This window comes from Autumnicola musiva (assembly GCF_031846585.1).
GTDB lineage: Bacteria > Bacteroidota > Bacteroidia > Flavobacteriales > Flavobacteriaceae > Autumnicola > Autumnicola musiva.
Genome location: NZ_JAVRHK010000018.1, coordinates 41,540 through 67,984, shown reverse-complemented (window position 1 = coordinate 67,984; position 26,445 = coordinate 41,540). Strand labels below are relative to the sequence as shown.

The following is a 26,445-nucleotide window of genomic DNA, read 5'->3' as shown; positions in this document are numbered from 1 at the left end:
TTGTAATTTTAGAAACCAATAAAGAAAATAACTAAGCCGACAAGTCCGCGTCCTTACTCCCATAACTTGCGATAGTGTGCCGAGCAAGCAATGACCGGCAACAAATAGACATTGTGAACTATAATTAAGATGGTAGGACCGACCTACCAATGTCGTCTTTTAGGAGAAGGCATTAAACCACCCAAAGGTGCTTTGGTAAAGAGCCATGGTATTGAGCGTTTGGGAAACGGCCAGTCAAGAATTGGTCAGGTATGGATAAAAGAGATGAACAAAAGTGAACCCCTTATGAGGTGTCGAGAAGTTGCTGGATATTCAGGACTAAGCTGACCCCTCTGAAGACTACCTTTTAGGTGCTGTCATTCCGGCGGATGCTGACCCTTTTAGAAAATAGAAAAATAGCTGACTTGAAAAATTAGGAGCATCCTGCACCCTCTTTTTTATCTCAGATTTCTTCACTTTTGGTGAAGGCTACAGAATAGAAGAGCTGCCAGAACTTTGCTTTTGATAATTGGTCTAAACAATTAAAGATTTTCCTATTTTAAACTTTATTCTTAATCCTTCTTCTTTTTATGATCTGTAGGTTTTTTCGCTTCTTTTTCTGCCAATTTAATTTTTAACGCTTTCATATCATCACTAATTTTTCGGTCTACGATCTTAGCATAGTGTTGGGTGGTTCGCAGATCTTTGTGACCAAGCATCTTGCTTACAGATTCTATAGGAACCCCGTTTGTTAAAGTTATGGTGGTTGCAAATGTGTGCCGCGCTACGTGGGTAGTAAGGGGTTTTCTTATCCCGCACATCATTGCTATTTCTTTTAAAAATGCATTGGATCTTTGATTACTTAATAGAGGTAAAATAAATTCTCCTCCTTTTACTTCCGGATGATCTTTATAACGCTCCAGAATTTCTTCAGCTACAGGTAAAATAGGAATGCTGCTAAGGGTTTTGGTTTTGGTTTTGGTTCTCTTTGTCCTAATCCACCTACCGCCATCTATTCCAATAGTGATATCAGCCTCTGATAATTTTTTCGCATCTGAATAAGATAATCCGGTATAACAACTAAAAACAAACATGTCTCTAACCAGTTTTAGCCGATCCAAGTGAAGATCTTTTTCTATTAAAGTTTTCACTTCCTCTTCGTTTAAAAATTCTCGTTCCACGGTTTCAAACTGAACCTTGTAATTATAAAACGGGTCGCGGTCCATCCACTGGTTTGCCAGGGCTATCCGCACAATTTTTTTAAAGTTGTTTACGTATTTTAATGAGGAGTTATGATTACATTCCCGTTTAGTCTTAAGAAAATACTCAAATTTAGAGATGAACTGGTGATTGATATCATTCATGGGGTAATCATCTACCTTATATTCTTCATTGATGTATTGCTCCACATGATTATAACAGGTCCAGTATCGTTTTGCAGTACTCTTAGATATACTTTTACCTGAAAGACGATCCATCTGTTCATTATGCTCTTTAAATGCCTCCAGGGTCATCTTAGGCTTCTTTTTATTCACTCCTTTAAACTCATCAAGAATAGCTTTTGAAGAAACAGTCTTATTCTTTTCAACTAGATCCTGGTGTATGTTCCTGATCTTATTCTTTAGAACATTAATATAATTATTCAGTTCTGTCGCTTCGGGACTCTTCCCTAAGGCTCTTTCAGAACTAGAACTCCATTTCCTGGGATCGACTTTTCGGCTTATACTTAGATCAGATCGCTTATTATTAACGGTAATTCGCATATAAACATCACTGTCGGGAGTCTTTTTGCTTCGGCTTTTTCTGATGAAAAATGAGAGCTGGTATTGAGTGTGCATTTTTTTGGTCTTTAAAATTGGTTTTAAAGACCAAAAAAAGCATACACCAATTGAAACTTTAATATTTTGTAAAGAGTTGGTATACAGTGATTTTATTCTATCCAGTGTGCAATTTTTAAAGAAAAAATTGGTCACCGGATTGCACACAAATAATTTAGTCCTATTTGGTATCAAAGGAGATTAAATAAAATGAAAAACCCCGTAAATCCTAGGATTCCGGGGTTTTTGATTGAGTTTGCTACTCAAAAAGTGGAGTCGGAGGCTATTGAATATACTATAATTCAGTTTATTGATACTGTACTAATAAGTGGTTAAAACCTTTGCTTACAGCTTGTTTTATAACTTAATATAATTTACTTTTGATAGTAAGTATGGGTAAAATTGTCACCGATTTTGTCACCTGTATTGTCACCTATTTCAAAAGGATATTTATATGACTTCAACTTTTTATCTTAAGGAAGCTAAAACTACTGGCGAGTCCTTAATTTACTTCTCTTGTTACTTTAAAGAGGAAGGTAGGAAATTCGTTTATTCTACCGGAGAAAAAATTGCACCTATTCATTGGGATCAAACGAATAAAATGCCTGTAATGCGTGGGAAGAATAAAGCAATCAATCGAGGCTCTATAAAAACACAGTTAGGGAGATATGAAAGTTGTTTTAAAAATACTCGTTCGCGATGTATAGAAATGCAAGAGGATTTTACTTCCCAAGTTTTAAAGACAGCTTTCGATGAGGAGTTTAAAAAATCACCTACAGGAAAGAATATTTTCTTCGATGCATTTGAGGTTTTTATGGATCAGAAGAAGAAAAACCAGGAGTGGAAAAAATCTACAGAAAAGAGATATAATAATATTCAAAATCTATTAAAATCTTTTCAATCAGAAACAGGGTATAAATTAAATTTTAATGCCATTAATAGTAAGTTTCATTCTGAATTTACTTATTACTGTATGGAAACTAAGGGGCACGTAAATAACACCTATTCCAGGAATTTAGGACTATTTAAAACATTCATGCATTGGGCATTAGAAAATGGCTATACTTACAATGAAGAATTTAAAAAAATAAAGAAAATTCCAAAGGTCGTAACTCAGCAAATAGCGCTGAAAAAATCAGATCTTCAGAAGTTAATGGATCACAATTTTAAACCAAAACAAAAATATTTAGAACGTGTCCGAGATGTTTTCGTTTTTTCCTGCGTTACAGGTTTGAGATTCGGTGAATTAAGCCTTGTATCAAAGAAAAATATCTACGATGGTAACTTACATCTAAAAGAAGAGAAAGGCGCGGAGAAGGAAGCCAGAACAATTCCATTGAATGATTTATCGGAATATATTCTAAAGAAATACAATTACAATTTGCCGCTCATTACAAACCAACGTCATAACGATTATATCAAAGATATTTTTGAGGAGGCTGGGTACACCTGGGAAGTCGAAAAAAACGTAACTAGAGGGAAAAGTGTTGATCGACAAACAATGCCATTTTATAAGCGGGTAAGTACACACACCGCCAGACGGACTTTTATCACAATGCTTAAGCGTGAGGGTAAAAGCGATAAGCTTATTTCTAAAATTACCGGCCATAAGGATCTAAAAACATTAAACCAATATTATCAGGTGGATGATGAAGCCAAAAAAGAAGCCGTTGTCAATACTTTTAATATCAGTTTTGAACCGCTTAAAAGAGTTGAATAATATGGATGATTTATCAGATGTTATAGTGGAGAGTGACGGTAAGGAGATCAAGGAAAAGTTAATCATCCTTTTAAATTTTTGGGCTTTGGAATGGAATTGGAAAACATATAAAAACGAATATTTTCCAATCAAAGCCATGGCTTATTATGAATTAATTCAGTTTCCAAATATAACAGAATTGGACCCTGAAAATTCAAATAAAAAGAGAAATGATTTTATTTATTGGGAACTAAAGGAGCTTGGGAATTTCATCATCGGTTTAAACAAATCCCTTAGTAGTTATCCAGTTCGTCACTCCTATATGCGTATTAGTTTCATAAAAAAGTATGATGCAGATAAAGTAAGGAAGGAAAGATCAAACAAATTTATTAAAGAAATAAAGGAAGAGCCAGATTTTGATCAAAGGGAATTAAAGATAAGGAATAGGTTGATTGATAGCGACTTAGAAGAAACAATTTATTTCGCATTGAAAGTTTATAATGATTTTTGCAAAATTTATGAATATCTTAATTCTGAGTTTGATAGTACTATACCAATCAATCCACTCACCAAAGCTGATAAATGGGGAGGTACTTTGCCTCAAGCTGTATTGTACCATTTAATTCTCATAAAAGGTGGAATTGAAGATAGAATTGATACGACGTCTATTATGAATGAGTGTGAGAATTTAGCGAAGAAGTACGGTTTTAAAGGTTGGAAGCGATGGAGTGATTTCTATAATGCTATTGAAAATAAGAAAAAAGAAGTAAGATCTCGAGACCCTTTTACTTATCGAGATGCTGAAATTGTGGAAAAAACTTTAAGAGAAAATTATCCAAAAAGACAAGATTTAATTGGTGAACTTCACAACACAACCCATCCTATTTACCCATAATTAGGCCTTATTTATAATACTTGGAACCCGTTCCGTAACGGTTATTCGCTATTTTTTTATACTTAATAGTACAATTTAGCCTTGAATTTAAAACTCAAGGTAATGGAAAAAATAACTCAAGTACACGGAATCACCAGGGAAGACCTTTTTAATGCATTCCAACGATTGGAGGATAAAATTAATAATCTTCAAGCGGCCAATCGTAAACCAAAAAAACATTCTGTAAAGGAACTAGCTCAGAATTGCGGAGTGGCAGAGCTAACAGTTAGAAACTGGATTACTGATGGTAAAGTCAAGGCTGAAAGGATCGGCCGTAGAATTTTTATTTCTGAAGAAGAATTTCAGAAAGCTTTATCAGAAGTGAAATCAATTAAATACAAAAGGTAGAAATGTAGTGTTTTAAAACACTAGGTTTTTAAGCAATAGTAATTGATTTCTGAGGTAATGAAAGAAAAATACATAAAACAACCAAATCATATCGTCACAGCTAGATTTACCCTGTCCAATCTGGAGAAAAATATTATTTATACAATTCTTAGTCAACTTCAAAAATCAATGAGTAAGGATTTAAATCAGAAATATGTGGAATCTGAAGTTACTATTAAGTTGAAAACCTTAGATAAGAACCGAAATTATAAACGCATTAAATCAGCAATAAAATCTTTAGCCGGAAAGCAAGTGGAATTTGAATTAAGCATTCCAAACGGTAAAAAACCTGATAAGATCCAGGCAAACGTAACGTCTCTAGTGAGTGGTTTAAAATACGAGCGAAATTCAGAATTTATCTCTTTTATGGTTCCCTCCCAGGCTAGTAGGTTCTTCTGTTATACAGGGGGAGGATATACTAAATTTCAAAAAACAATCGCTATAAGCCTGACCTCTTATTATTCTAAACGTTTATATGAACTTTGCTGTAGGTGGGCTGATAGGGGAGGATTTGACTGTAAAATTGAAGAATTCAGGAGATTAATGTCTATAGAAAATAAATACAAGCAAATATCCCACTTAAGAACTCGAGTTTTGGAGGATTCACAAAAACAACTAGAAAAATCGGCGGATGTTTTCTTTAAATATACTCTTAAAAAAGAAGGTGGGAAGTATACTGATATCGTTTTTAAAATTCATAGAAACATCCATATTGGAAAGAAAAACCGACAAGTAAGAAGCGATTATTACTCCTTCGTGTATAATTTCCTTAATCAATATTTTCCACGGTATTTAGATGATAGGGCTCAAGTATATAGCGATTCTATAGCTTATGCAGACGAATTATATACGGCTTATAAAAGATTCGGTAGATTGGACGATGATCTAACAACGGGTAAAAAAACAAAAAAAGATATTATCAACTTATTGAACGCAGTAATTTTGAAAGAATTAAAAGCGATATAAGGAAAGAAATCAAATCACACTAAAAAAAAGATATGTGTGATATATTCTTTGAACTTCGTCATTTTGTGTGATTGACTTCGTCATTTTGTGTGATTTTACTTTTAAAACTTCGTCATTATGTGTGATTTAAACCTGTTAAGACCTGTAAACACAAGAGCTGAGCGACGACTACAATAAGGTTAACCCACAAGTCTTTACAAGGTTATAGAAGAATATTTAAAAAAAATGCTTTTGAAAAGAAAAAAAAGATAACTTTTTCAGCTATTTAAAAAATTTAAAAATTGAGAAATGGTTGAAAAGTAAAACTTGGTAGATTGAAAATTTTTGGATCAAATATTTCGTGAAATATAGGAACGGAACCCTCGTCCAAACATTATTTAAGTAAGCATTAAGTTACCTTCATTTCTATTTTCAGAAGCCGGAAAAATTTAGTTTCACAATAGCATTGGAATGAAAAAAATAAAATATGCATCAAATTAATTTGGAAAATTTCAAAAAACACAAACGTTAATTTCCGGATTTTGGTCTGCAAGATGTGTATTTGTGTCCACAAATTTTCAATTTATGGTTTACAAAAACTGACTTGCCGACCTAGCCGGAGAAAAAAATTACTCGCAACTCGAAAATTTTAAAAGGTGGAACAAAGAAAGAAGAGAAAAAAACTTTATAAACCAGAAATTAAAAAAGATTTTAAATGCAAAATCGTGAAGGCTAGGGTAAGTCTTGAAGAATTTGAATCAATTAAGGATAAAGCAAATACTGTAAATCTATCAGTTTCAGAATTTTTAAGGCGTCGGGCTTTGAGCGAAGGCAGTACGGCTTTTAATCCTAAAGATATTATAGAGCATTTCTTTCGATATACTGGGGCTGTCAATAAAGTAGGAGTGAATATTAATCAAGCCACAAACTATTTAAATTATTTAAAGAACCAGGGAAGGGCTGAAGCTAAAGAGGTTGAGGAATTTAATAAGCTTTTTTATAAATACGTTTTGGTAATGACCGAGTTGAACGGAATAATGAAGAAGGAACTAAAAAAGATAAAATAAAAAATATAGAATAATTTCTATATTTTTTGGAAATGTATTTGAATAGATCAGAATGAAGTTATTTTTTTCCGGCACGCTTGGAAATGAAACAGAATAGATTATTCAATTTGTGCAATAACGGCTTAGATGATATTATAAGAGTGAAATGTAAATTTTATGCGAAAAGTTTTTAGTTGCAATAAAATGTCAAACATCTTGCACATCTCAAAAACACTGAAATGTTAATTTCCGCGTTTTGGTCTGCAAGATGTGTATTTGTGGCCACAAATTTTCAATTTATGACTCCCAAAAACGACTTGCCAACTTTGTTGGAAAAAATATTCGCATAACTCATAGATTAAAGTATTACGTGGCTTGATAAAAAACAATTCTTATCTTTGATAGAGATCTCCAGATAAATACCTGGAAATCCAAAAACTAATTAATAAAGAATAGAAACTAAATTTTATAAATCCTAAAAATATAATCTATAGAATAAAAAATATATTTTTTATAAAATAAAATTCTTAAGCGTTTAGCTTTTGATTTTGGTACTAGAAAATCGCCAGTTTTTATGCACACCAATATCAAAGCAAGGCGCCCACGTTACTGCGTGGGCTGCTCTTGTTTGGTGTGCGGGTGTCTGGCGATACCTCTAGTACCGACAAGTTGCAGTTCCACGCTTTTTTTATGCGTGAGCTTCAAGATCAAAAGCTGACTTAACCTTTTAAACTTAGCCTATGAAAACTTTTCGATTGCAAAATTACTGCTTTGAAGAAATTTTATTATTAAAAAGCCTGGCCAGGCATCCTGATGATGTTGAATATGCCGTGGAATTAATTGAAGAAGGCCAGGATAAATACTCGTCAAAACGGATATCAAAAATGGTGAATAAATTTCAGGAGGATGAAATCCTCAAATGCGGAATTCATTTACTGGATGAAAACCGGAAGGTCCGAGTTCTATTCAATGGCGACATTCAAAAAATAATTTTAAACGCGCCAAACCCCATTCCTAAAAATATCAGAGAGGAGATAGAGCCCATTTCCATTATTAAAAAACTTTCCTGTTCTAATCTTAGCCTCTCCGAGATAAAATACCTCAATAACCTTATTAAAAAAGATATTCTAAATCCTCACGTATGAAAAAAGTAATTTATTTCCTTACCGCAATGCTATTTTCCTGCGGAACAGAAACAAGAAGCCAAGAACTGCTAATTATAAACTATTTAGAAGACACCTCTAATGGAGTTAAAACAGACCTTAAAATAGATATTTTAGGCATTGAAATGTCTGATGTTACCATAGCCGACAGCCTTTCATTTATAGAAACCAAATTCCAGGAGAGAATTGCGAAAGAAGAAGAATCAATTGAAAGTTTCAAATCAAATATACAATCGGCTAAAGAAGAAAATAAATCATTAGATCGCTCAAATGTTGATAACCTGGCAAAAATCTCAGCTAATAAATCGGTAATAAAACTTTATGAAAATGGCTTAGAGAAAGCTCTGCTTTCACTGAAAAAAAACCAAGATCAAAAAGCAGTAGCATTAGGAAAGTATGAAAATCAGGATGAGAATGCTGTTCTGGTTAAAAAGGGAGTGACTAACTTCTCTTTTTTCAATCCCAAATTAAATACCAGGCAGGAACGAACAGAAACTTTTGTGCTTTCTAAAGATGGTTCTGAAGTTCTTGGAATAGTATATAAGGGTGAGTTAAGAAGAAAGCGATGATAGTATATCATTCAACTTATTGTTTATTTAATAGGCATGTTTTTTAGCTAATTCTCTTTAGATAAGGATTTCGGTTGTGATTAAAATAAAATTTCCTGTAATTTTTAACAACCTAGAGCGTAACAAATAAATAAAACTACGCCCTATACCTGTTAATATATTGAAGATTTAATCTAATAAATTTTTTTTGTATTCTTTACTTTAATATCATTAAAAACTTTCAATGAAAAATTTCTTATTTATTGCTGCGATGCTTTTGTCGGTTCTCGGCGTTAAAGCGCAAAATGAACAAATAAATTCATACCCAAAAAACAACGAAATAAAAATTGACGTAATCCAACCTTTACTTAGTGGATCAGTTGAAGCAGTTTATGAAAGAAATTTAAATAGTAAATCATCGTTAGGAATTTCGGGGGTCTATTTGTTTACTGAGGAAATGGATGAAGACATGAATTATTCTCTCACACCATATTACAGAAGGTATTTTGGGGGAAAATATGCTGCAGGCTTTTTTCTGGAAGGATTTGGAATGTTTAGTTCAATTGACGGCAAAAAAGTCTATGATACTGAGGAGCGGCTAACTTTTACTGAAGGCTCAGATGTATATGATTTATCCCTTGGTTTAGGATTAGGTAGTAAATGGGTCACCAAAAGCGGATTTATTGTTGAAGCTAATTTTGGGTATGGAAAACAACTTTTTAATGCCGAAAAAACGGATCACAATCAGGTTATTCGCTATGGAATTAAATTGGGTTATCGATTCTAATATATCTAGAGAATAGAATAAATAATTATTGAAAAAAAACTTGAAATGAAAAACAGTAAATTTTCTAAAATATTCGTCGCTTTATTTTTATTAATTGGCTTAATCTCTTGTAGTAATGATGATGAAATACCTACCATACAACCATCAACCAGCTACATTGAAATGGAGGCAGAAGGTGGCGAAACAGAAATAACCTTTTCTAATAGTGACTGGCAAATTGCGGAGGTTCGAAACCAAAATGGCAATGTTACTATCCAGGGAAGCACCTATTCGCAAGATGGGGAAATGATAAAAGAAAATTCAGTATTATCTTTAGAAGTTGAGGGCAAAATTGAGGCTTTGTGGGATAGTAAAGGTTTTGTCATTACCAGAGGCACGCCATCTTCGCTCAAAGTTTTTTTAAAAGAAAACAGTACCGGTGAAGAATTTAGTTTTACCGTATTGCTGAAATCAGGAGAGGAAGTCAAAGAGGTTGAAGTATTTCAGAAGAAATCTCAAGGATATCAATTTGACAGTATAGAATTTAATTTAAAAGAAAATGATGGTGATTCTCTTTTTGTAAAAAAAGGAACAACTTACAGATTTAATGGACCGCAGTCCCAAGAGTTCACTGTGTCTCCCTATGGAGGAATTGACGTTGATAAACATTCTATTTTTTTAAGTTCCAAAAAGGATGCATTTGTATGGATAGAGAACGACTCAATTATGGTTGAAGTGCCCACTGATATTTATAACAATGAACTTTATTTTAATGGGGAAAAAAGGTTGTATGGAAAATATTCTTCAATAAACCCTCATGGTTATGAAGAAATGGAAACAGTTGCAATTCCTGCAGGCCAATCTTCATTTTACATTGAACAGAAATGGCGAAAACGTCAGGTTTCTTATGAGCTTACCTTAATTAACAATAGAACTGGAGAAGAAAAAATTATTGAAGGTAGGTGGATTGAGACTGCGCCTACCGGAGAATATAGTATAAAATGGCAGGGTTAAAATAAACTGCATATTAAAACTTAACAGAAGAAAATGAATAAATATTTGAAATGGATAATTCCTATAGCTGTTATTTTAGTCATAATTATTTATTTAATCTCATCTTCAGGAATTAGCGGCATTGCTACCGATTACGCTCAATCATATGCTGATACTGAGCTTTACGAAAATGCGCTGGATAAAGCAAAATCAGATAAAAGAGTTACTGAATTGCTTGGAGAAATTGAGCCGATAGATAAGCTTGCAATTTTAGAAGGCCACGTGAATTATTCAAATGACAATAAAACTGTCAATTCCTCTATCCGAGTAAGAGGGAATAAAATGAAGGCGATTATGGATATTACTGCAAATCGAGAAGACAACGTATGGAATTATGAGAAAATAAATATTCGAGTAAAAAACCCGCCGGAAAAGAAACAGACCATTGAAGTAATTCCGTTGTAGTAACTAAAGAGTTTAATAGTAAAGATATATCAATCCTTCCTAATAATCTGCTGCATTGCCTCAATAAAATCCTTGTCTGATTCCTTATCAATCTTGTCTTCAATAATTTTGAGATGTCCATCAACATCAATATCCGAATTATCATTCAGCCTGACCAGAATTTCTACCTGGGCTTCTAAGATAGCCCGGAGATAATTGTGATTTATGATATGATAGGAAAGCAAATTAGTGGCATAATTTGCAATATCAATGGGAGTATTTTCATTTTTCAGATTTTCTAAAATTTTATTGACATCCATAAAGTCTCAATTTAAATGATACATCAAGTTTTAATGAAGTAATTTTATATAATTAAGTTAATGATTATTAGTGTATTAATTAATATTTGAAATCAAAGATTGTAAGTGGTTTATAAATGGAAGTCAAATTGCTGGAAAAATTAACATTTGAAAAATACACAAGATTGGTTAGCTTTACTACCCAAATATCTGTCAATACTCTTTCCCTACATTAGTATTGTAGTTTGTAATGCTAACCAATCCATTTTATGGCCTTATACCAGGTTTCTGTTTTAAAGAAATACCTTAAGCTTCAGGATGATAAGATCATCGATAAAGCATATAAAAAATTCACTTCTTATTTTCAGCATCCCGAGATCCAGGAGAACATTAGAAAGTCTAAGGAAGAACAGTTCCAGGCAACTTTTTTGAGTGAACTGTTCGTGAATATCCTTGGATATAAGCTCAATCCCAATCCTAATTACAATCTTACTACCGAATTTAAGAACGATTCTAACAACCGAAAGGCTGATGGTGCGATTCTTCAAAAAGGAAATGCCATTGGGGTAATTGAGTTAAAAGGTACCAATACCAAGCACCTGGAAGGAATTAGGCAGCAGGCCTTCGATTATAAGGCTAACCAGAAAAATTGTGTGTATGTGATTACTTCCAATTTCGAGAAGCTTCGCTTTTATATAAATGATGCAACCGAATTTCTGGAATTCGATCTTTTTGAGCTTAACCGTGATGACTTTGGTTTGTTATGGCTTTGCCTTCAGCATGATAATATTATGACCGGATTGCCTCTTAAGGTCAAGGAAGCATCCCTGGTGGAAGAAGAGATGATTACCAAGGAGTTTTACAAGGATTATTCGGTATTTAAAAGAGAATTATATCGTGACCTTGTAAAGAAGAATGCAAAGGAGCTAAAAAGCATTCGTCAATCTGAACTGGCTTCAGAATCACTGGCAAATGAAGAATTCCAGAAGGAAGTAAATAAGCTGGAAAAGAATGTAAAGCTCAATCTCTTTAAGAAATCACAGAAGCTAATAGACCGGTTTCTGTTCGTTTTCTTTGCTGAAGACCGCGGGTTGCTTCCACCTAATAGTATCCATAAGATCATACAAAACTGGGAGATGTTACAGGATATGGATGTGGAGCAATCCTTGTATGAGCGATACAAGATCTATTTCAATTACCTAAACACCGGCCGGGAGGCTAAAGGAGACCAGGCCGAGATCTTCGCTTATAACGGCGGACTCTTTAAGCCCGATCCCATCCTGGATATGCTAAAGATAGATAATGAACTATTGTTGAAGCATACCAAGAAACTGGCTACCTACGATTTTGAAAGCCAAGTAGACGTGAATATTCTCGGACACATCTTTGAGAATTCACTTAATGAAATTGAAAGCGTAAATGCCGAGATCAAGGGAGCCGACTTCGATAAGCAGAAAAGCAAACGAAAAAAGGACGGTGTATTCTATACCCCCAAGTATATCACGAAATATATCGTGGAGAATACTGTAGGCAAGCTTTGCAATGAAAAGAAAAGTGGATTAGGCTTTAGGGAAGAAGAGTACTATAAAGGGAGAAAGCGAAGAAAACGGGAAACACTCGAACAATTACTAAAAATTCTTGATGATTATCGCGAATGGTTATTAAAACTTACCATCTGTGACCCTGCCTGTGGCTCCGGGGCTTTTTTAAATCAGGCGCTGGACTTTTTAATAAAAGAACACCGCTATATAGATGAAATGCACGGTAAGCTACTGGGCGGGAGTTTTAGGTTCCCGGGTATAGAAAATACCATTCTCGAAAATAACATTTACGGCGTAGATATCAACGAAGAAAGCGTGGAGATCGCCCGTTTAAGTTTATGGCTACGTACAGCCAAACCACATAGGAAGTTGAATGACCTTAGCGGCAATATCAAATGCGGCAATTCGCTGATTGAAGAAAAAAAGAAAGCTGGAGTTAAAGCTTTTAAATGGGAAGAAGAATTTAAGGAAGTTTTTAAAGATGGAGGGTTTGATGTCGTAATTGGTAATCCGCCTTATATCAAAGAAGCTTCTAATAAATCGGCATTTAACGGTTTGCATGATCACGATTGCTATCAAGGCAAAATGGATTTATGGTACTTTTTTGGAGTACTCGCATTGAATATTATTAAAAGTTATAAAGGTCTTATTGGTTATATAGCACCAAATAACTGGATAACCAATGATGGTGCCCAAAAATTTAGAAATTATATTCTTCAAAATGGTAAGTTGTTAGAATTTATTGATTTCGGAAACTTTAAAGTTTTCGATAGTGCTGGGATTCAAACCATGATCTATGTTATGAAAAAGTCTCCGGTAAATGACGAATACGACCTTCAGTTTTCGAAGATTTCAGATAGTAAGATTAATCATGATGAAGCTCAACTTTTTTTGGAAAAAGTTGTGGATGTTAGATTTGATTACTTCATATCGACCATCAATAAAGAGCTTTCTTTGCATAATTCTATACATTTTATAGATTCTGAATTTCAGAAAATAATTGAAAAAATAAATGGGTCTAAAAATTTTACACTGGAATCTAAAGAAATTGCTTCCGGGATAGACATCTTGCAGGATGTTGTAAATAAAAAGCACAAAGATAAAATTAGTGACGTTGAAATAGGCGATGGTATTTTTAATCTAAATCAAAATGAATACGAAACCTTAAATCTTAACAAGAATGAAAAGGATTTAATAAAACCTTTTTATACAACAAATGAATTTGGAAGGCACTATGGAGATAGAAGAAATAATCTTTGGGTAATTTATACAGATTCAAGTTTTAAGGATGTTAGAAAAATTGAAGATTTTCCGAATGTCAAAAATCATATAGATAAATTTAAAGAGGTTTTGACTTCTGTAAATAAACCTTATGGTTTACACCGCTCAAGAGATGAAAAATATTTTCAAGGTGAGAAAATATTTTCACTTCGAAAATGTTCAAATAGACCCACATTTACATATACGGATTTTGATGCGTACGTAAATAGAACCTTTATGGTTATTAAAACAAATAGGATTGATTTAAAGTGTTTAACATCATTGCTGAATTCCAATGCTTTGGCCTTCTGGCTAAAATATAAAGGTAAAATGCAGGGGGATAATTACCAGATAGATAAAACACCTTTGATGAATATTCCCGTTCGAAAACCAAAAAAAGAAATTGAGACAGAATTAAATGAAATAATTTCCGAAATTTTAATTTACAGGCACAAAGAAAACGATTATCTCCCTTTGTTTAGGAGATCAAAGCAAGAAAACAACTTTGATAGAGAAATTCAATTGTCAAAAAGCCTCGAAGAATTTAAAAGTGTAATTCAAAATTTAGAGGATAAAATTAATTCTATTGTTTATGAATTGTATGGGCTAAATCAAAAGGAGATTAATATTATTGAGAAAAATATTAATTCGCCAAAGTAATATTCTGATATAAGAACTTAGTTTAAAGTTGATTTTGAATATAATGGAGCTGGTCGAAGAGAATAAGAAAAAAGCTGTTGAACTTCAACAACAAATAGAAGAAACCGACAGGAAGATAGACCAGATGGTATATGAGCTTTATGGCTTGACCGAGGAAGAAATTAAAATTGTTGAAGCTAGTTAAAATGCCAATTGAAAAAAAAATATACGAAAGGGATCTTCAAACAGACAGAGCAAAAAATGTAAAAGGAGAGACTATATATATCGACGAGGCAGAAAGCGGTCGTAAAGGATATTTTTGTGTGGGCTGTGATAAGCCAATGCAAGCTAATATCCAGAAAAAGAATCCTAACTATCGATCATATTTTAGTCATGTCCCAGTTGATGTTTCAAAAGGAGAGGAAAAATGCACCTATAGCAATAGGGAGCATAGAGAAATTATTGCCTCAGATATTTTACAACGGCTTAAAAGAATAAAGGTTCCGGCTGTTCTGAAATATCCTCCGAAAGGAAATATGGGTAATCCGGTAGAATTAATTAAATCTAGGTTTATTTCAGCTCACAAGGTTAGATCTGAATTAACCTTTTATGAAGATGAAAATGGTGAAATTCATAACGGCAAAAATCCTGAAATAGATGAAAGGTTTTTATTGTTAAGACCTGATGTGACTTTTTTTGATGAAAAGGATAAAGCTATACTTTTTATTGAGTTGGTAATAACCCATAAGATTTCCGATGAAAAGAAAATTAAACTTAGAAGGCTTGGAATTGATACAATTAGCATAATCGTTCCAAAAGGTTCTGATCGAGAAATTGAAGAGAATTTTAAAAGTGTTCAACGCATAAAATGGGAATATAATGACCAAGAAGCCCGTACCTCTTACATATCAGTTTCCGAAAGAGCTCCAGAAGGAGTATTGGAATTTGATGAACAGCAAAGAAGAATTTTTGGAGAATCTGTCAAATGCCGAAAAAGCCGACTTAAAAATACTATACGGACAATTAGAAAGTGCTTGGGAAGAAAATCATACAGAGACACTGAACGAGACTTTGAACGCGAAATATTTAGAGTTAAGAGCGCTTCAGAAGGAGCTGAAGAGAAACTGGGAGGTCTGGAAAAGAAGTACCGAACAGAAGTATTCTCTAAATTTAAGGAACAATACCAGGAACTTCAACAGCGAGAAGAAGAGCTTAGAAATGAAGAGAGAAGCTTTCGAAAATACATTACAGACCTGGAAGAAAGATATTTTGGAAAAGCTGGAAAAATTGAGCTCGAGCAAGAAAGAACTGAAGAAGATAAAGGAACAGAACTCGAAATCGCAGGAACTGATGAAGAAATTAGAGCAAGGTATAGACGAAGAAGCGACGAGTTACGAAATGAGTTTGAAGAAATATCAGATGAATGGATACGAACTATTAGAGAAAGAGAAGAAAATAACCAAGATATATCAAGAAAACAATACGAGCTTACAGAAATCTTTGGAGGACTTGAGAAGACAGAACGAGATAGCTTTGAATCCAGAAAATTTGGAGCTGAAGAAGATCTTAGAGAAGAATTTAGAAGAGAAGAAGAACGAATATCAGGTAAAATTAGAGGAGAAGAAAGAAATATTACGGAATTACTTAATGAAGAGAGAGCCTTACGAGAAGAGTTTGGAGAGCTTGAGGGAAAAGAACTCAAATATCTTGAGAAAGAGGAGGAAAGAATTGGCCAAGAAGAAGGACGATTTAAAGAGAAAGTACGTGCAGAGCTTAATAGAGAACTCAACGACCCCACCAGCGGACTACCCAGAGAACTTAAGTTTATACTGGAAGCACAGAGAGTGGGAGACGATTACAAAATTGCTCAACGCCAAGAAGCAAACTATCAAAGAGCACGAGAATTTTTTAAAAAGGGAACTTGGAAAACACGGTAAGACGTTGGAATGGTTTTTAGGAGAATTTGAAAGTGACTTTTAAAAAGACACTGTCCCGTAAAGTGTGTAAGTTTTAAATATAGGGGTTTAACTTTATCACTTAAAGTTGAACCCTTTCTTCATATATAGTTAAGAACTGATTGAGGATAATTCCCCATTTTCTAACAGGCATTGTCCACTTTTTGGTGGCTTCCCTTGTTGCCAAATATACAGATTTCATCACTGCATCATCGGTAGGGAAGGATAATTTATTCTTGGTGTACTTCCTGATCTTACCGTTTAGGTTTTCAATGAGATTGGTGGTATAGATGATACGCCTTATTTCTAAAGGGAACTCATAAAAAGCGGTAAGATCTTCCCAGTTGTCCCGCCAGCTTTTAATAGCATAAGAATATTTATCATTCCATTTGCGGGCAAAATCCTCCAGGGCGGCTTCTGCGGCTTGTTTTGTTGGTGCATCGTAGATGAGCTTCATATCCTTATTAAAGGCTTTCTTATCCTTCCATACGACATATCTGCATGCATTCCTGATCTGATGTACTACGCAAATTTGAGTGGTCGATTCAGGGAACACATTTTTTATGGTATCGGTAAATCCGTTTAGATTATCGGTAGCCGTGATCAGGATATCTTCTACTCCACGAGCTTTCATATCGGTGAGTACGCTCATCCAGAAAGCTGCAGATTCGTTTTTGCCAAGCCAGAGTCCAAGAACTTCTTTCTTACCATCCCGTCTAAGACCTACCGCTATATAAACAGTTTTATTGACCACCTTAGAATTCTCACGGACTTTAAATACGATGCCGTCCATCCAGACAATCAGGTACACAGGCTCCAGTGGACGGTTCTGCCAGGCTACGATATCATTGCTGATATGATCGGTAATTCGGGATATGGTGGAAGTGGAGATATCAAAACCATACACTTCAGAGATTTGTTCTTCAATATCACTGTTGCTCATCCCTTTGGCATAGAGCGATATAATAATATTTTCAATGCCATCGACCATATTCTCTCGCTTGGGAACAATCATTGGATTAAAAGAGCCGTCCCGATCTCTGGGTACCTTTATACTATTCTCACCAAAGGAACTGCGAACTTTCTTTTGGGAATATCCATTCCTGGTATTCCCAGAACCAGATTTTTGATGCTTTTCGTAATCCAAATGGCCATCCAGCTCTCCTTCCAGCATTTTCTCCAATCCACGTTTTTGAAGTTGTTTGAGAAAACCGCTAAGTTCTTCTCCTGATTTGAACTGCTTTAAAAATTCATCATCGAATAGATCTTTTTTTTTCATCATGTGTAAATATTAGTACCTGAACTGAGCAGGCAAGGTTAAAAAAATATAGGGGTTTGCAAACCCCTATATTTTCTACTTACACAGTTTTTGAGATAGTCCCTTTAAAAATGCTCTTTATCAATCTCCATTTCTAAATACCCAGATATTCGAGAACCCGATTCATCGTTTCTTTAAAGATGTCTAGCTTCAAATTGATATTTTAAGTCAGGGTAATTAACGTGTTTCTCCCTGGGAATGGTTTGTATTTCCCTTTCCGATAATTGAGAGGGTAGTAGAGCTTTTATTTCAGGAGAAATTGTGAATTACCGTTATGATTTGGATAATGAGGGGGTTATATAAAAAGATACACTCTAAAATGTCCGAAAATCATCTTGTATTTTAACCGGTGGTTTTATAAGAATTCTTGATTATTTAAGGAATAGGTAGATAGGTGTACTAAAAAAATTATATTTGCCCAAGAGCTGGTTAGCCGGTAAGTACGTTTATTTACGGTATTTCTTACTGAAGAGTAGAAATACACCCAGCTACGGGTAGTCCGTAGTTTGATTGAACATTCCAAAGTGGGTTACGTTCTCTCTTCCCGTTAGTCGGTCAGAGAAGAGCAACCTTACAAGGTATTGTGATATGCTGTTGATAAGTAGTTCTGTCATGTTAAGTGGCGATAATATATTTATTAATACAGCAATAAGTATTCTAATTAGCGTAGGGACGCTATCTATAAGCGTAATTTTATTACGTAATAAAGTAGCAAGCCGATGTACTACCAAGTCTTAGGACAGGCGTCAATATAGTCCCGACCAGCTCTTTTTTCTTATGGCAATAAATAACTGGTTTAAATTAAAGCAATACGCACACATAGGTCTACCCTTCAAACCAAAGGATAAAGGTTGGCTGGTGGATTACGTTACTAATCCTGAACTGATACGGAAACATAGGTTTACTCCATTTATTAAGCGTGATATCATTCAACGGAAATACAGGGCAGCGGGATCTGAGAAAAATGAATTTGGGAAAAGAATAAGAGAAGTAAAAGATCCAAAAAACAGACCTATTCTCTATGCTACACATTTGGATGCCTTAATTTTTAGTTACTATAGTTATTACTTAAGTATTATGTACGAATGGTACATAAGGCATAAGGACTATAATCATTGTTCTGTTGCCTATCGAAAAATAAGACAGGGAAAAGGAAGAAAAGGTAATAAATCTAATATTGAGTTTGCTCACGATGCTTTTAAGGCAATCAATGATTTTCAAGGTAAACCTGTTAGTGTAATTGTTGCGGATGTATCTAACTTTTTTGATAGCCTAGATCATAAAATCCTGCATACCCATTGGAAAAGAGTTCTAAATAGACATGATGATAAAGGAAGGCTTTCAATGCCAGATGATCACTATAACGTATATAGAGCTTTAACAAAGAAACGCTATGTTAAATTAAATGAGCTTCATAATGCTTTTTATAAAAGATTATGGGTAGAGCGCAAAGAAGCTAACAACCCGGACAGAACAATATGGAAGCAGAAAAAGGTTGCAAAGCTTAGAAATTTCAGACGAGAAAATGTAATTGCGTTTTGCAAAAAAAACGAATTCTTTAAGAATCATACCTATCTCGTGCATTCAGATAGACGTGGTGTGAAGAGAAGTAAATCTCACAAGAATTCATTTTCCCAAAGAGGAATACCTCAAGGTAGTCCTATGAGTGCAACTTTAGCAAATATTTATATGTTAACTTTTGATGACGAAATGTTTGCTGCGGTTTCGGCAGTGGGTGGTTTTTATCAACGTTATAGTGATGATTTAATTCTGGTTTGTCCAAGAGAAGCGGAAGCAGAGATTCATCAAGCAATGCTTAATTCTATAAGAAATTCTGCCTCCTGTAATCTTGATATCCATCCTGATAAAACTAAGCTTTATCGATACTGCTATAAATCTGGAAATTATAAAGGTGGATTAGTAGGCAAGAACGGTAAAGTCACTCCAAATTATCAACTTGAATATCTTGGATTTGAATATACAGGAAAACGAGTGTATGTGAAAACCCAAGGAATCTCTAAGTATTACCGTAGTATGATAAGGAGTATTAAAAGAGGAAAGTTTTACGCTGGTAAAAAACATCATTTAGGAAAAGGTTTATTCAAACAAAGATTGATTAAGAGATTTACGATTATAGGTGGTAAACGCATATTAAAACGGATTCCCGACCCAAGTCGGCCTGGTAAATACCTACCTCACCCGGAAAAAACTTACAATTGGGGAAATTATTTTAGCTATTTAATGAAAGCAAATCACGTGATGAATGAACTCAATGAAGGAAACGATTCCATCAAAAAACAAACTCGAAAATTTGAAAGCAATTTTCACCGACTTATTAAGAGTAAAAAGACTAAACTGCGAGAAACGAACAAAAAAGCTCAAGAGTGAAGAAGTTAATAATTGCTAAACCATTAGTTTCGATTTGGAAGAATTAGATTCAAATAACCTCATAAATTATTTTAATGATCTACAAAAGCTTTGTGATGAGTGGAATCCTTTAGGGAATAAAATTTCTTACAGCACTTTTACAAATGATAAAAACTCTCTTGAAGGTATCGGTCCTGCGGCAGCTATAGAGAAGTTAGACACTAAAGTTTTTGATTACCGTACGAAAAAACCACTTTCTATAACAAAAGATTTTGCGGGGCTATATTTATTTATAAAAAATGGTCAACCTTTTTATTGTGGGATATCTAGAAATGTCATTAAAAGAATCCTAGATCATCAAAAAGGTTCTACAAGCTCTATGGCCACTTTAGCCCATAGAATTGCAAAAAGTACCAACCCTGATGCATCAGAGAAGAAATACCTTGAAATTTTCAATGGAGAGCGAGAGAAATTGTTGAACTGCGAAATGGCTCTGATTAAATTCTATGATCAGGACAAAGAGGCATACAGAAATAATATGATGGCTCAACATAAAGAAGAAATAATGCTCTATCTTTTTGAGGTTTTTGTTTCAGAAAATATGATACAGAGCATAACACTTTTAGAACACATTAAATCAAATTCTGCGTATTATTACCTAATTCGATTAAATTATCTTATAGGGGTTCAACCTCAATATGAAATTTTTAAGCCAGGGCATTCAAGGCATATCTCCTAGGTGAAATTTTGTAACTCCCTTTTCGATAGAAAGGGTATTGGAGTTTTTATTTCAGGCAAGATTATGAATTACCGGTTTGATGTGCAGAATGAGGGAATAATCGAAAACGGCGAAATATTCACATTTTGACATTCGATATCTCTAAAGATTAAGTTACTTCAATTTCTTTTGGAGTATATTGTTCGAATAAATTCGGATTTTTTTTCCGAATATAATCTTTAAAATGTACTTCTGGCTTTTCAATAAACTTCACCTTTTTTATAGGAATATTATGAATCATTTTGAATTGGGTCAGGAATGCGTTATTTCTCTCTCCTCTTTTATCCCAATTTGCACCATATCCAATTCTGTAATTGTAATAAAGCAGCAATTGTTCATCGTTAGATAACTGAGCTCTGAGTAGTTTTAAATAATGCTGAGACTTATCTTTAGAGATAGTGCGATCTTTTTCTCGAGAAACAATGTAATCTACGGTACTGTATAAATGCCTATAATAATGTCCTAGCCGGTTTTCATGACCGGAAAATGGTTTGTATTTAATATATAGGTGTATATATTTGCCATTAACGACAAATTTATTTTCTTTACTGTAAGAATAAGAATGTTTCTTCCTAATATTCTTAAGTTTTAATTTAAACTGTTCAAATCGGTGAAAGTTCCAATTTTGAACATTTTCTGATTCTATACCAAAAAAGAAAATTTCATAAGCAACTTGAAATAATCTTTCTTTATTCTTATCAGTTTTTGGTTGCAACATTAATTGTGCTATTTCAATAATAGCTTCTAGTTCTGTAACCATTGTTACAAATACTTTTCTTTGAGAAGTTTGTCTTTGGATTTTTTGTAAACTATCCTTACTATCAGGTTGTTTAGTTACAATGTGATCATAACCATCAATATTAAATTCATTTACATTTTCTTTGTGTAATTTCAGCATTTCAAAAAATAGCTGATCAACTTCTTGAATTTTAAACTGTTCCTGTATTTTTTTGTTTGCCTGGTATTGAACTAAAAATGCAATAAATGTAAGTAAAGCAGCAGAGATTGCTATAAATGGAGACATTAAACCATTAAAGGTAATTCCGATCTCATTTCCTGTTTGATAATCTATACTTGGTAACCAGTCAGGATTAGATTTAGGGATTATAAAGGGTGCAAAAACAGCAAAGGTTAATAGAGATAAACTCAAAATTCCAAAAAACCAAAGCCAATTTCGTAAAGTAGAATCATTCATAAATTAAAACCTACTATTCTATTTTCCTGAATTATCTAATGAACTTGCTTTTAATAAAGCTTTCTCAACAATTTCAGATAAACCAGCGGCTGAATTACATTCTTCCGAATAGTCAGCTAGGTGTTTGAAATATTCGCTCGATTTATTATATGGTGCTCTGATCTGTAATTTATTAAGAGTTTCAATTAGTTTTTTCTGAAGGGCAAAAAATTGCTTTTCAGATGAGCCTAGATGTTTTGCGTAAGTTTTTCCTTGTTCCATCGTTAATGCATTCTCTAACAAGCTCTTATTCGCATTAACTGAATTAGATGAATAAACCTTACTAAGAAGTCTTTCGAATCGAAACCCAGCAATATAACTTTCGTTTTCCATGATCTTATTTAGTTTGATCCACTTTGTCTAATTCATTTTCCTTGTAATAGCCATATTTTATATTTAAATCCCGAAAGATTAAGAATAAATCAAATTTAGTTCCTCCTTCTTGCATCCATCTAAGTAATTCATTTAGAGCGACTTCAAGGTGGGTAGTGATGTAGGCTTGTCTAGGATCAGCTCCTCGCCGACCACTGGCATCCTTTTTCTTGCCACCGGTTAAAAAAATATTCTTTTCTTCTCGAACAAAGGAGCTAAATTCAGATTCCGATTTTGGAGGTAAATGCGTTCTAAGTATACCTTCAATGGCATAAAATAATCGAAACGATTCAGAAGGATTTTGTTTGTCATTTATTAGATCTAATTGAATCAATTCCTCTTCAAAGTCAGCTTCTAATCCAAGTTGAAAGCCTGAGTTCTTATCAGATTCATCGGCTAATTTTTTAATTTCTTCTAAAGTTGTATCTCTTTCGAGTTTTTTATTTTCCATAAAACTACTAGTTTGATATTTTTTCAATTATTTTTCTTGCTTGATCTGCTGGGCTTTCATCTGTGTCCCATAAATTAGTTTTTAGGGATCGAACAGCCATTTCGGATTTGATCAAAAATCGATTAAATTTTTTATATAATACACCACTTTCCTGTGGATGATCGTGAAGATAGAAACCGTAAATTATAGAGGGATGTACATTATTTTGTTCAGCATATTGTGAAACCAGAAATGGATTGAAAATATTTGGTTTTAAGAAATTCATTCTTTCCTCTGGAAATAAAATTTCTCTAGCAAATTTATTGGCTCTTTCTTCGTTAAGTAATAGTAAATCGGAAGCGCCTGATAAATGGTAACTCTTTCGACTAAGCTCGTCAAAATCAAAAAGAACGTGGCATATTTCGTGCAACAAAGTGAACCACATTAGATCATATCTTTCGTATTGATCAGTTAAAATGATACAGGGCTTATTGTCTACAATAAAAGTAGCACCTTTCACAGCAGTTTTAGAAACATATTTCTGAACTATTACCGTAACACCTAATGAATAAAGAACTTTAATAACAGTAATTAAACCATTATCTACTAAACGAGTATAGGGACGGATTTTGGTAACTATTTTTTTTAATTCTTCTGGATCGAATTCATTAGGATTGTTAATAGCTTCAAATTGTAAATAAGCAGCTTTTATCCAAAACGTATTCATAACTTCATCTGCAGATCTTTTGGTCTTGCTGAACAGCGGATATGCAACAGAATTGTTGTAGTCAAAAATGTTATCAATTTCAAAGAAATTTAAAATTCTTTTTTCTATTTCCTGAAAATTTGTTTTTGTTTTAAGAAATCCCAATTTATACAACCTTTCAATATCGAAGTTACGTAGTATAAAATTTGCCTTTCTATTATCTTCAATCTCAGATATTGATTCAGTTTTAAGTGTAGATACATAGACCTGAATTGTATCCTCTATCTTTAAATCAAGGAAATTACTGATTTTGATTATAGATATAATATCTACTTTTTTACTTTCACCAGTTATAATTCTATTAAGAGTGTCTTTATTTATACCCAAAACCTTAGATAACTGCCGGTCAGAAGAAATCTTCAATTCTTCTTTTTTGTCCTCTATAAGCTCCTTAATTGTTTTATGGTTACTAATACCAAGAAGGTTATAGATTTCCTTCATTTGATAATCTTCTTTCATCTACACCAAAATTGAAATACAAATGTAATACAAAAAATTGTAGATTTAAATATTTTTGTCTCAAAAATGAGCCGACAATAAGGAAGGGTGCTAAAGATTCAGAAGTCGCATTTGTCACCCCGTTTGTCACCTTAAAACTAAAAACCCCGTAAACATTGTGCTTACGGGGTTTTAGAGTGGAGTCGGAGGGGTTCGAACCCTCGTCCAAACAAGCAATTCAGAAGCTTTCTACACGTTTAGTCTTCGTTTGATTGTCGATGCAAAGCCGGCCGAAAACCACCAACTTTACACGTATCCTCAATTAGATTTCGGAATTACATCAAGGCCCTGTAATTCCTATATTTACTTTGTCGGTGCCCCTGTTGCGAATGCCGTAAATCAAGGCCTTCGCGGGACATCTTGGCTCCCTGCCTTGCAGGGACTAAGTATAACCTACTATAATTCGGTTACGCAGCCAAGGCGTAGTTATTCTCGCCGTTTAAAAAAGTCTGAAACATGAGATTTACGAGCTATATTCCGGCGCTCGACGTGCTTACAACTCAATTAGACTCGCTGTCAAAACCAAGTCGACCCCAATATGTAAAAGAACTTATATAAATATTGCATTTTTCGTGCCAACCTAGAGCTTTCTTAAAGGCCCGGGCGTTGCCACCTTCACTCCTTCGATAAGCTCAGTAGCTTCGGCGGCCGGGCTTTTCGCTTCAATCTTTTTATTTTGTCATTTCGAGCGGAGTCGAAAAACAAAATAAAAAGGATTTCCGCTACAATCCCTAACGCGAAAAAACGGTGCAAATTTATTAGATTTTAGCCAAGTTGGATATGTCCTAATTTATTTCAGGACCACATTCCAACCAAACATGTTTTCAAAGAATTTCCCTGCAAATTTCGCCAGGTCTGCAAAGATAAAGAAATATATTGAAAAGAAATATTTATTAATCCTGAAAATATCCTCGTTTCAAACTTCGAATGCTGTTGGCAGAATCTGATAGAATTGGCCATTGAAAATTTTTAGGCACCTTGAATATCATAAATTTACTACAGACGATGTATAACAAAGTTCCGACAATATTGCCTGAGAGAAGCTTAAAATGTCAAATATATACATTGGATGCTTTCCGGTAAAATCATTCCGGGCGAAAAATCAGAAAGTAAAGAAAGGCAAATTTCCGGATTATGTTTTTATAGTTCATTAACTTGTAATTTATTGATTTTTATACCGGCAGAGTATCCAGAGAGCGGACTTCTTTTTTATAGGCCGAAGGAAGGATAAGTTCTTTCAGAAGCCAGTCCAGCTTTATATTTCTGCTAAATTTATAAAAGAAGAGCGCAGGTTTTAATAATGAAATTCTCCGAAAACCTAAATAAGTACTAACTTTTTTGGGACAAATCAGGTTCTGAGTTTCAAGTAATAGCCTGTAGCGTACAAAGCCCAGATGATTGCGATATTGTTTAAACAGATCTCGTGTATAGTCGCCGTAATAAAGATCTTGCTTCAGGTGAATATTCCGCATTTCTTCGAATCCTTCAAAAGTTTTCGGCAGGCCCTTCAAGCCCATGTGCCTTCCAAGCTTGTAAAAGACATTGAATACCTCCCGTTTTTCAGCTAAAGTCAGTTTGCGCTCCAGTATTTCAAAGGACCTGATGGAATAGTCAATAAGCATAAAAAGAACATCCCGGTAAGCCCAGTGCGGAATCTTTGCTCCGCGGCTGGTTTCTACAGAAGCATGGGCTGCATTAATGCGATCTATAGCACGAAAAGCAGCATCTTTTTCAGAAAAAACAATTTCCCTGGCATAAGATACCGTTGAAAAAAGCCGGGCCAGCGGATCTTTCGGAAGCCGGCTAGTATAGTACAACCAGTCCACTGCTTTATTGAGTGCAAATTCGGCTGAAGCCCCTGCGAAAATAAAAAGAATGGTATCTCCTTTTCCCCAAATTTGACGTACTATCGAATGTTTTTCTACAAAATATTCCATACTTAAGATCTATTAATTAATTAATAGGAAACTAACTCCCGGCAAATGATGTTCCGATTATGCCAACAGACAATTCTGCCCAGATTAAGAACAGGGCTGCCAGAATCATTCCACAGGCAATTATCCTGCTTCTAATAGTTGAAAATTTTCGTAAGGCAAATTCGATAGCCAGCCCGGATCCAAGAAGTAAAATTCCCATTATCAGAAAGTCAAAAGAGGACCAGTCGACTTCAGAGTTAAATTGCATTGCAATTAACGGAATGAGCAGGATAGCTCCCGCACTAAGTAAAATGATTGTTAATCTTGCATTTTTCATAATAATAATTTTTT

25 protein-coding genes and 1 other RNA gene are annotated in these 26,445 nt (G+C 34.1%); 16 read left to right on the top strand and 10 right to left on the bottom strand.

Features of this window, described 5'->3' with window-relative positions; genetic code table 11:
* The first annotated feature begins 129 nt into the window (after window positions 1–129).
* Complete coding sequence (locus RM539_RS17165) at window positions 130–327, top strand: hypothetical protein (RefSeq protein ID WP_311504650.1); 198 nt, start codon at window positions 130–132, stop codon at window positions 325–327.
* A gap of 224 nt (window positions 328–551) precedes the next feature.
* Here RM539_RS17165 and RM539_RS17160 read toward each other — a convergent pair whose 3' ends face one another.
* Window positions 552–1,817 (bottom strand): site-specific integrase, encoded by a 1,266-nt coding sequence (locus RM539_RS17160; protein ID WP_311504649.1) that lies wholly within the window; start codon window positions 1,815–1,817, stop codon window positions 552–554.
* Window positions 1,818–2,250: 433 nt separating this feature from the next.
* Here RM539_RS17160 and RM539_RS17155 point away from each other — a divergent pair, with 433 nt between their 5' ends.
* The 10 genes from RM539_RS17155 (at window position 2,251) to RM539_RS17110 (ending at window position 10,742) form a co-directional block, all read left to right on the top strand.
* Entirely contained in the window at window positions 2,251–3,516 is a 1,266-nt protein-coding gene (locus tag RM539_RS17155; RefSeq protein ID WP_311504648.1) for a tyrosine-type recombinase/integrase, read from the top strand.
* A gap of 1 nt (window position 3,517) precedes the next feature.
* The gene (locus tag RM539_RS17150) at window positions 3,518–4,390 is read left to right on the top strand and encodes a hypothetical protein (protein ID WP_311504647.1); all 873 of its coding nucleotides are present in this window, start codon (window positions 3,518–3,520) and stop codon (window positions 4,388–4,390) included.
* A gap of 102 nt (window positions 4,391–4,492) precedes the next feature.
* Window positions 4,493–4,777 (top strand): helix-turn-helix domain-containing protein, encoded by a 285-nt coding sequence (locus tag RM539_RS17145; RefSeq protein WP_075327663.1) that lies wholly within the window; start codon window positions 4,493–4,495, stop codon window positions 4,775–4,777.
* Between the two features lie 57 nt (window positions 4,778–4,834).
* Window positions 4,835–5,782 carry a replication initiation protein gene (locus tag RM539_RS17140; RefSeq protein WP_311504646.1) on the top strand — a complete coding sequence of 316 codons (948 nt, stop codon included), beginning with the start codon at window positions 4,835–4,837 and terminating at the stop codon, window positions 5,780–5,782.
* 635 nt (window positions 5,783–6,417) lie between these two features.
* Window positions 6,418–6,828 carry a plasmid mobilization protein gene (locus RM539_RS17135; RefSeq protein ID WP_311504645.1) on the top strand — a complete coding sequence of 137 codons (411 nt, stop codon included), beginning with the start codon at window positions 6,418–6,420 and terminating at the stop codon, window positions 6,826–6,828.
* A 719-nt stretch (window positions 6,829–7,547) separates the two neighbouring features.
* Window positions 7,548–7,952: a hypothetical protein gene (locus tag RM539_RS17130; RefSeq protein WP_311504644.1), complete on the top strand. Its 405-nt coding sequence runs from the start codon at window positions 7,548–7,550 to the stop codon at window positions 7,950–7,952.
* Entirely contained in the window at window positions 7,949–8,539 is a 591-nt protein-coding gene (locus RM539_RS17125) for a hypothetical protein (RefSeq protein WP_311504643.1), read from the top strand. The genes RM539_RS17130 and RM539_RS17125 overlap by 4 nt, the downstream gene beginning before the upstream one ends.
* Window positions 8,540–8,762: 223 nt before the next feature.
* The gene (locus RM539_RS17120; RefSeq protein WP_311504642.1) at window positions 8,763–9,305 is read left to right on the top strand and encodes a DUF3575 domain-containing protein; all 543 of its coding nucleotides are present in this window, start codon (window positions 8,763–8,765) and stop codon (window positions 9,303–9,305) included.
* A 45-nt stretch (window positions 9,306–9,350) separates the two neighbouring features.
* The gene (locus RM539_RS17115) at window positions 9,351–10,298 is read left to right on the top strand and encodes a hypothetical protein (RefSeq protein WP_311504641.1); all 948 of its coding nucleotides are present in this window, start codon (window positions 9,351–9,353) and stop codon (window positions 10,296–10,298) included.
* A gap of 33 nt (window positions 10,299–10,331) precedes the next feature.
* Complete coding sequence (locus RM539_RS17110; RefSeq protein WP_311504640.1) at window positions 10,332–10,742, top strand: cytochrome c oxidase assembly factor Coa1 family protein; 411 nt, start codon at window positions 10,332–10,334, stop codon at window positions 10,740–10,742.
* 29 nt (window positions 10,743–10,771) lie between these two features.
* Here RM539_RS17110 and RM539_RS17105 read toward each other — a convergent pair whose 3' ends face one another.
* Window positions 10,772–11,041 carry a hypothetical protein gene (locus RM539_RS17105; protein WP_311504639.1) on the bottom strand — a complete coding sequence of 90 codons (270 nt, stop codon included), beginning with the start codon at window positions 11,039–11,041 and terminating at the stop codon, window positions 10,772–10,774.
* A gap of 248 nt (window positions 11,042–11,289) precedes the next feature.
* On the opposite strand from RM539_RS17105, the gene RM539_RS17100 reads away from it, so the two are divergent.
* From RM539_RS17100 to RM539_RS17090, 3 genes are read left to right on the top strand one after another with little or no spacing between them, the layout of a single operon-like run.
* Window positions 11,290–14,481: an Eco57I restriction-modification methylase domain-containing protein gene (locus RM539_RS17100; RefSeq protein ID WP_311504638.1), complete on the top strand. Its 3,192-nt coding sequence runs from the start codon at window positions 11,290–11,292 to the stop codon at window positions 14,479–14,481.
* A 28-nt stretch (window positions 14,482–14,509) separates the two neighbouring features.
* Window positions 14,510–14,665, top strand: a complete 156-nt coding sequence (locus tag RM539_RS17095) for a DUF8810 domain-containing protein (RefSeq protein WP_311504637.1) — start codon at window positions 14,510–14,512, stop codon at window positions 14,663–14,665.
* Entirely contained in the window at window positions 14,652–16,397 is a 1,746-nt protein-coding gene (locus tag RM539_RS17090) for a hypothetical protein (RefSeq protein WP_311504636.1), read from the top strand. The genes RM539_RS17095 and RM539_RS17090 overlap by 14 nt, the downstream gene beginning before the upstream one ends.
* A gap of 100 nt (window positions 16,398–16,497) precedes the next feature.
* Here RM539_RS17090 and RM539_RS17085 read toward each other — a convergent pair whose 3' ends face one another.
* The gene (locus RM539_RS17085) at window positions 16,498–17,694 is read right to left on the bottom strand and encodes an IS256 family transposase (protein WP_311504651.1); all 1,197 of its coding nucleotides are present in this window, start codon (window positions 17,692–17,694) and stop codon (window positions 16,498–16,500) included.
* An 816-nt stretch (window positions 17,695–18,510) separates the two neighbouring features.
* On the opposite strand from RM539_RS17085, the gene RM539_RS17080 reads away from it, so the two are divergent.
* Together RM539_RS17080 and RM539_RS17075 are read left to right on the top strand one after the other, a co-directional pair.
* Window positions 18,511–20,121 (top strand): reverse transcriptase domain-containing protein, encoded by a 1,611-nt coding sequence (locus RM539_RS17080; protein WP_311504635.1) that lies wholly within the window; start codon window positions 18,511–18,513, stop codon window positions 20,119–20,121.
* Between the two features lie 34 nt (window positions 20,122–20,155).
* Window positions 20,156–20,839: a GIY-YIG nuclease family protein gene (locus tag RM539_RS17075; protein ID WP_311504634.1), complete on the top strand. Its 684-nt coding sequence runs from the start codon at window positions 20,156–20,158 to the stop codon at window positions 20,837–20,839.
* 148 nt (window positions 20,840–20,987) lie between these two features.
* Here RM539_RS17075 and RM539_RS17070 read toward each other — a convergent pair whose 3' ends face one another.
* The 7 genes from RM539_RS17070 to RM539_RS17040 form a co-directional block, all read right to left on the bottom strand.
* Complete coding sequence (locus RM539_RS17070; RefSeq protein WP_311504633.1) at window positions 20,988–22,073, bottom strand: putative phage abortive infection protein; 1,086 nt, start codon at window positions 22,071–22,073, stop codon at window positions 20,988–20,990.
* 18 nt (window positions 22,074–22,091) lie between these two features.
* Entirely contained in the window at window positions 22,092–22,445 is a 354-nt protein-coding gene (locus RM539_RS17065; RefSeq protein WP_311504632.1) for a hypothetical protein, read from the bottom strand.
* Window positions 22,446–22,449: 4 nt separating this feature from the next.
* Window positions 22,450–22,935 (bottom strand): hypothetical protein, encoded by a 486-nt coding sequence (locus RM539_RS17060; RefSeq protein ID WP_311504631.1) that lies wholly within the window; start codon window positions 22,933–22,935, stop codon window positions 22,450–22,452.
* 7 nt (window positions 22,936–22,942) lie between these two features.
* On the bottom strand, window positions 22,943–24,139 hold the full coding sequence (locus tag RM539_RS17055; RefSeq protein ID WP_311504630.1) for an XRE family transcriptional regulator: 1,197 nt from the start codon (window positions 24,137–24,139) through the stop codon (window positions 22,943–22,945).
* Between the two features lie 174 nt (window positions 24,140–24,313).
* Window positions 24,314–24,713: a transfer-messenger RNA gene (gene ssrA, locus RM539_RS17050) on the bottom strand.
* A gap of 637 nt (window positions 24,714–25,350) precedes the next feature.
* Window positions 25,351–26,115, bottom strand: coding sequence for an oxygenase MpaB family protein (locus RM539_RS17045; RefSeq protein WP_311504629.1), 765 nt, complete (start codon window positions 26,113–26,115; stop codon window positions 25,351–25,353).
* Between the two features lie 31 nt (window positions 26,116–26,146).
* Window positions 26,147–26,431, bottom strand: a complete 285-nt coding sequence (locus tag RM539_RS17040; RefSeq protein ID WP_311504628.1) for a hypothetical protein — start codon at window positions 26,429–26,431, stop codon at window positions 26,147–26,149.
* Between the last annotated feature and the right edge of the window lie 14 nt (window positions 26,432–26,445).

What these genes read in the sequence shown, in the direction of transcription:
- RM539_RS17160 (WP_311504649.1), bottom strand. Translation starts at nt 1,817, where the DNA reads ATGCACACTCAATACCAGCTCTCATTTTTCATCAGAAAAAGCCGAAGC.
- RM539_RS17120 (WP_311504642.1), top strand. Translation starts at nt 8,763, where the DNA reads ATGAAAAATTTCTTATTTATTGCTGCGATGCTTTTGTCGGTTCTCGGC.
- RM539_RS17140 (WP_311504646.1), top strand. Translation starts at nt 4,835, where the DNA reads ATGAAAGAAAAATACATAAAACAACCAAATCATATCGTCACAGCTAGA.
- RM539_RS17065 (WP_311504632.1), bottom strand. Translation starts at nt 22,445, where the DNA reads ATGGAAAACGAAAGTTATATTGCTGGGTTTCGATTCGAAAGACTTCTT.
- RM539_RS17085 (WP_311504651.1), bottom strand. Translation starts at nt 17,694, where the DNA reads ATGAAAAAAAAAGATCTATTCGATGATGAATTTTTAAAGCAGTTCAAA.
- RM539_RS17055 (WP_311504630.1), bottom strand. Translation starts at nt 24,139, where the DNA reads ATGAAAGAAGATTATCAAATGAAGGAAATCTATAACCTTCTTGGTATT.
- RM539_RS17150 (WP_311504647.1), top strand. Translation starts at nt 3,518, where the DNA reads ATGGATGATTTATCAGATGTTATAGTGGAGAGTGACGGTAAGGAGATC.
- RM539_RS17060 (WP_311504631.1), bottom strand. Translation starts at nt 22,935, where the DNA reads ATGGAAAATAAAAAACTCGAAAGAGATACAACTTTAGAAGAAATTAAA.
- RM539_RS17040 (WP_311504628.1), bottom strand. Translation starts at nt 26,431, where the DNA reads ATGAAAAATGCAAGATTAACAATCATTTTACTTAGTGCGGGAGCTATC.
- RM539_RS17125 (WP_311504643.1), top strand. Translation starts at nt 7,949, where the DNA reads ATGAAAAAAGTAATTTATTTCCTTACCGCAATGCTATTTTCCTGCGGA.
- RM539_RS17110 (WP_311504640.1), top strand. Translation starts at nt 10,332, where the DNA reads ATGAATAAATATTTGAAATGGATAATTCCTATAGCTGTTATTTTAGTC.
- RM539_RS17165 (WP_311504650.1), top strand. Translation starts at nt 130, where the DNA reads ATGGTAGGACCGACCTACCAATGTCGTCTTTTAGGAGAAGGCATTAAA.
- RM539_RS17045 (WP_311504629.1), bottom strand. Translation starts at nt 26,115, where the DNA reads ATGGAATATTTTGTAGAAAAACATTCGATAGTACGTCAAATTTGGGGA.
- RM539_RS17155 (WP_311504648.1), top strand. Translation starts at nt 2,251, where the DNA reads ATGACTTCAACTTTTTATCTTAAGGAAGCTAAAACTACTGGCGAGTCC.
- RM539_RS17080 (WP_311504635.1), top strand. Translation starts at nt 18,511, where the DNA reads ATGGCAATAAATAACTGGTTTAAATTAAAGCAATACGCACACATAGGT.
- RM539_RS17130 (WP_311504644.1), top strand. Translation starts at nt 7,548, where the DNA reads ATGAAAACTTTTCGATTGCAAAATTACTGCTTTGAAGAAATTTTATTA.
- RM539_RS17105 (WP_311504639.1), bottom strand. Translation starts at nt 11,041, where the DNA reads ATGGATGTCAATAAAATTTTAGAAAATCTGAAAAATGAAAATACTCCC.
- RM539_RS17115 (WP_311504641.1), top strand. Translation starts at nt 9,351, where the DNA reads ATGAAAAACAGTAAATTTTCTAAAATATTCGTCGCTTTATTTTTATTA.
- RM539_RS17070 (WP_311504633.1), bottom strand. Translation starts at nt 22,073, where the DNA reads ATGAATGATTCTACTTTACGAAATTGGCTTTGGTTTTTTGGAATTTTG.
- RM539_RS17100 (WP_311504638.1), top strand. Translation starts at nt 11,290, where the DNA reads ATGGCCTTATACCAGGTTTCTGTTTTAAAGAAATACCTTAAGCTTCAG.
- RM539_RS17145 (WP_075327663.1), top strand. Translation starts at nt 4,493, where the DNA reads ATGGAAAAAATAACTCAAGTACACGGAATCACCAGGGAAGACCTTTTT.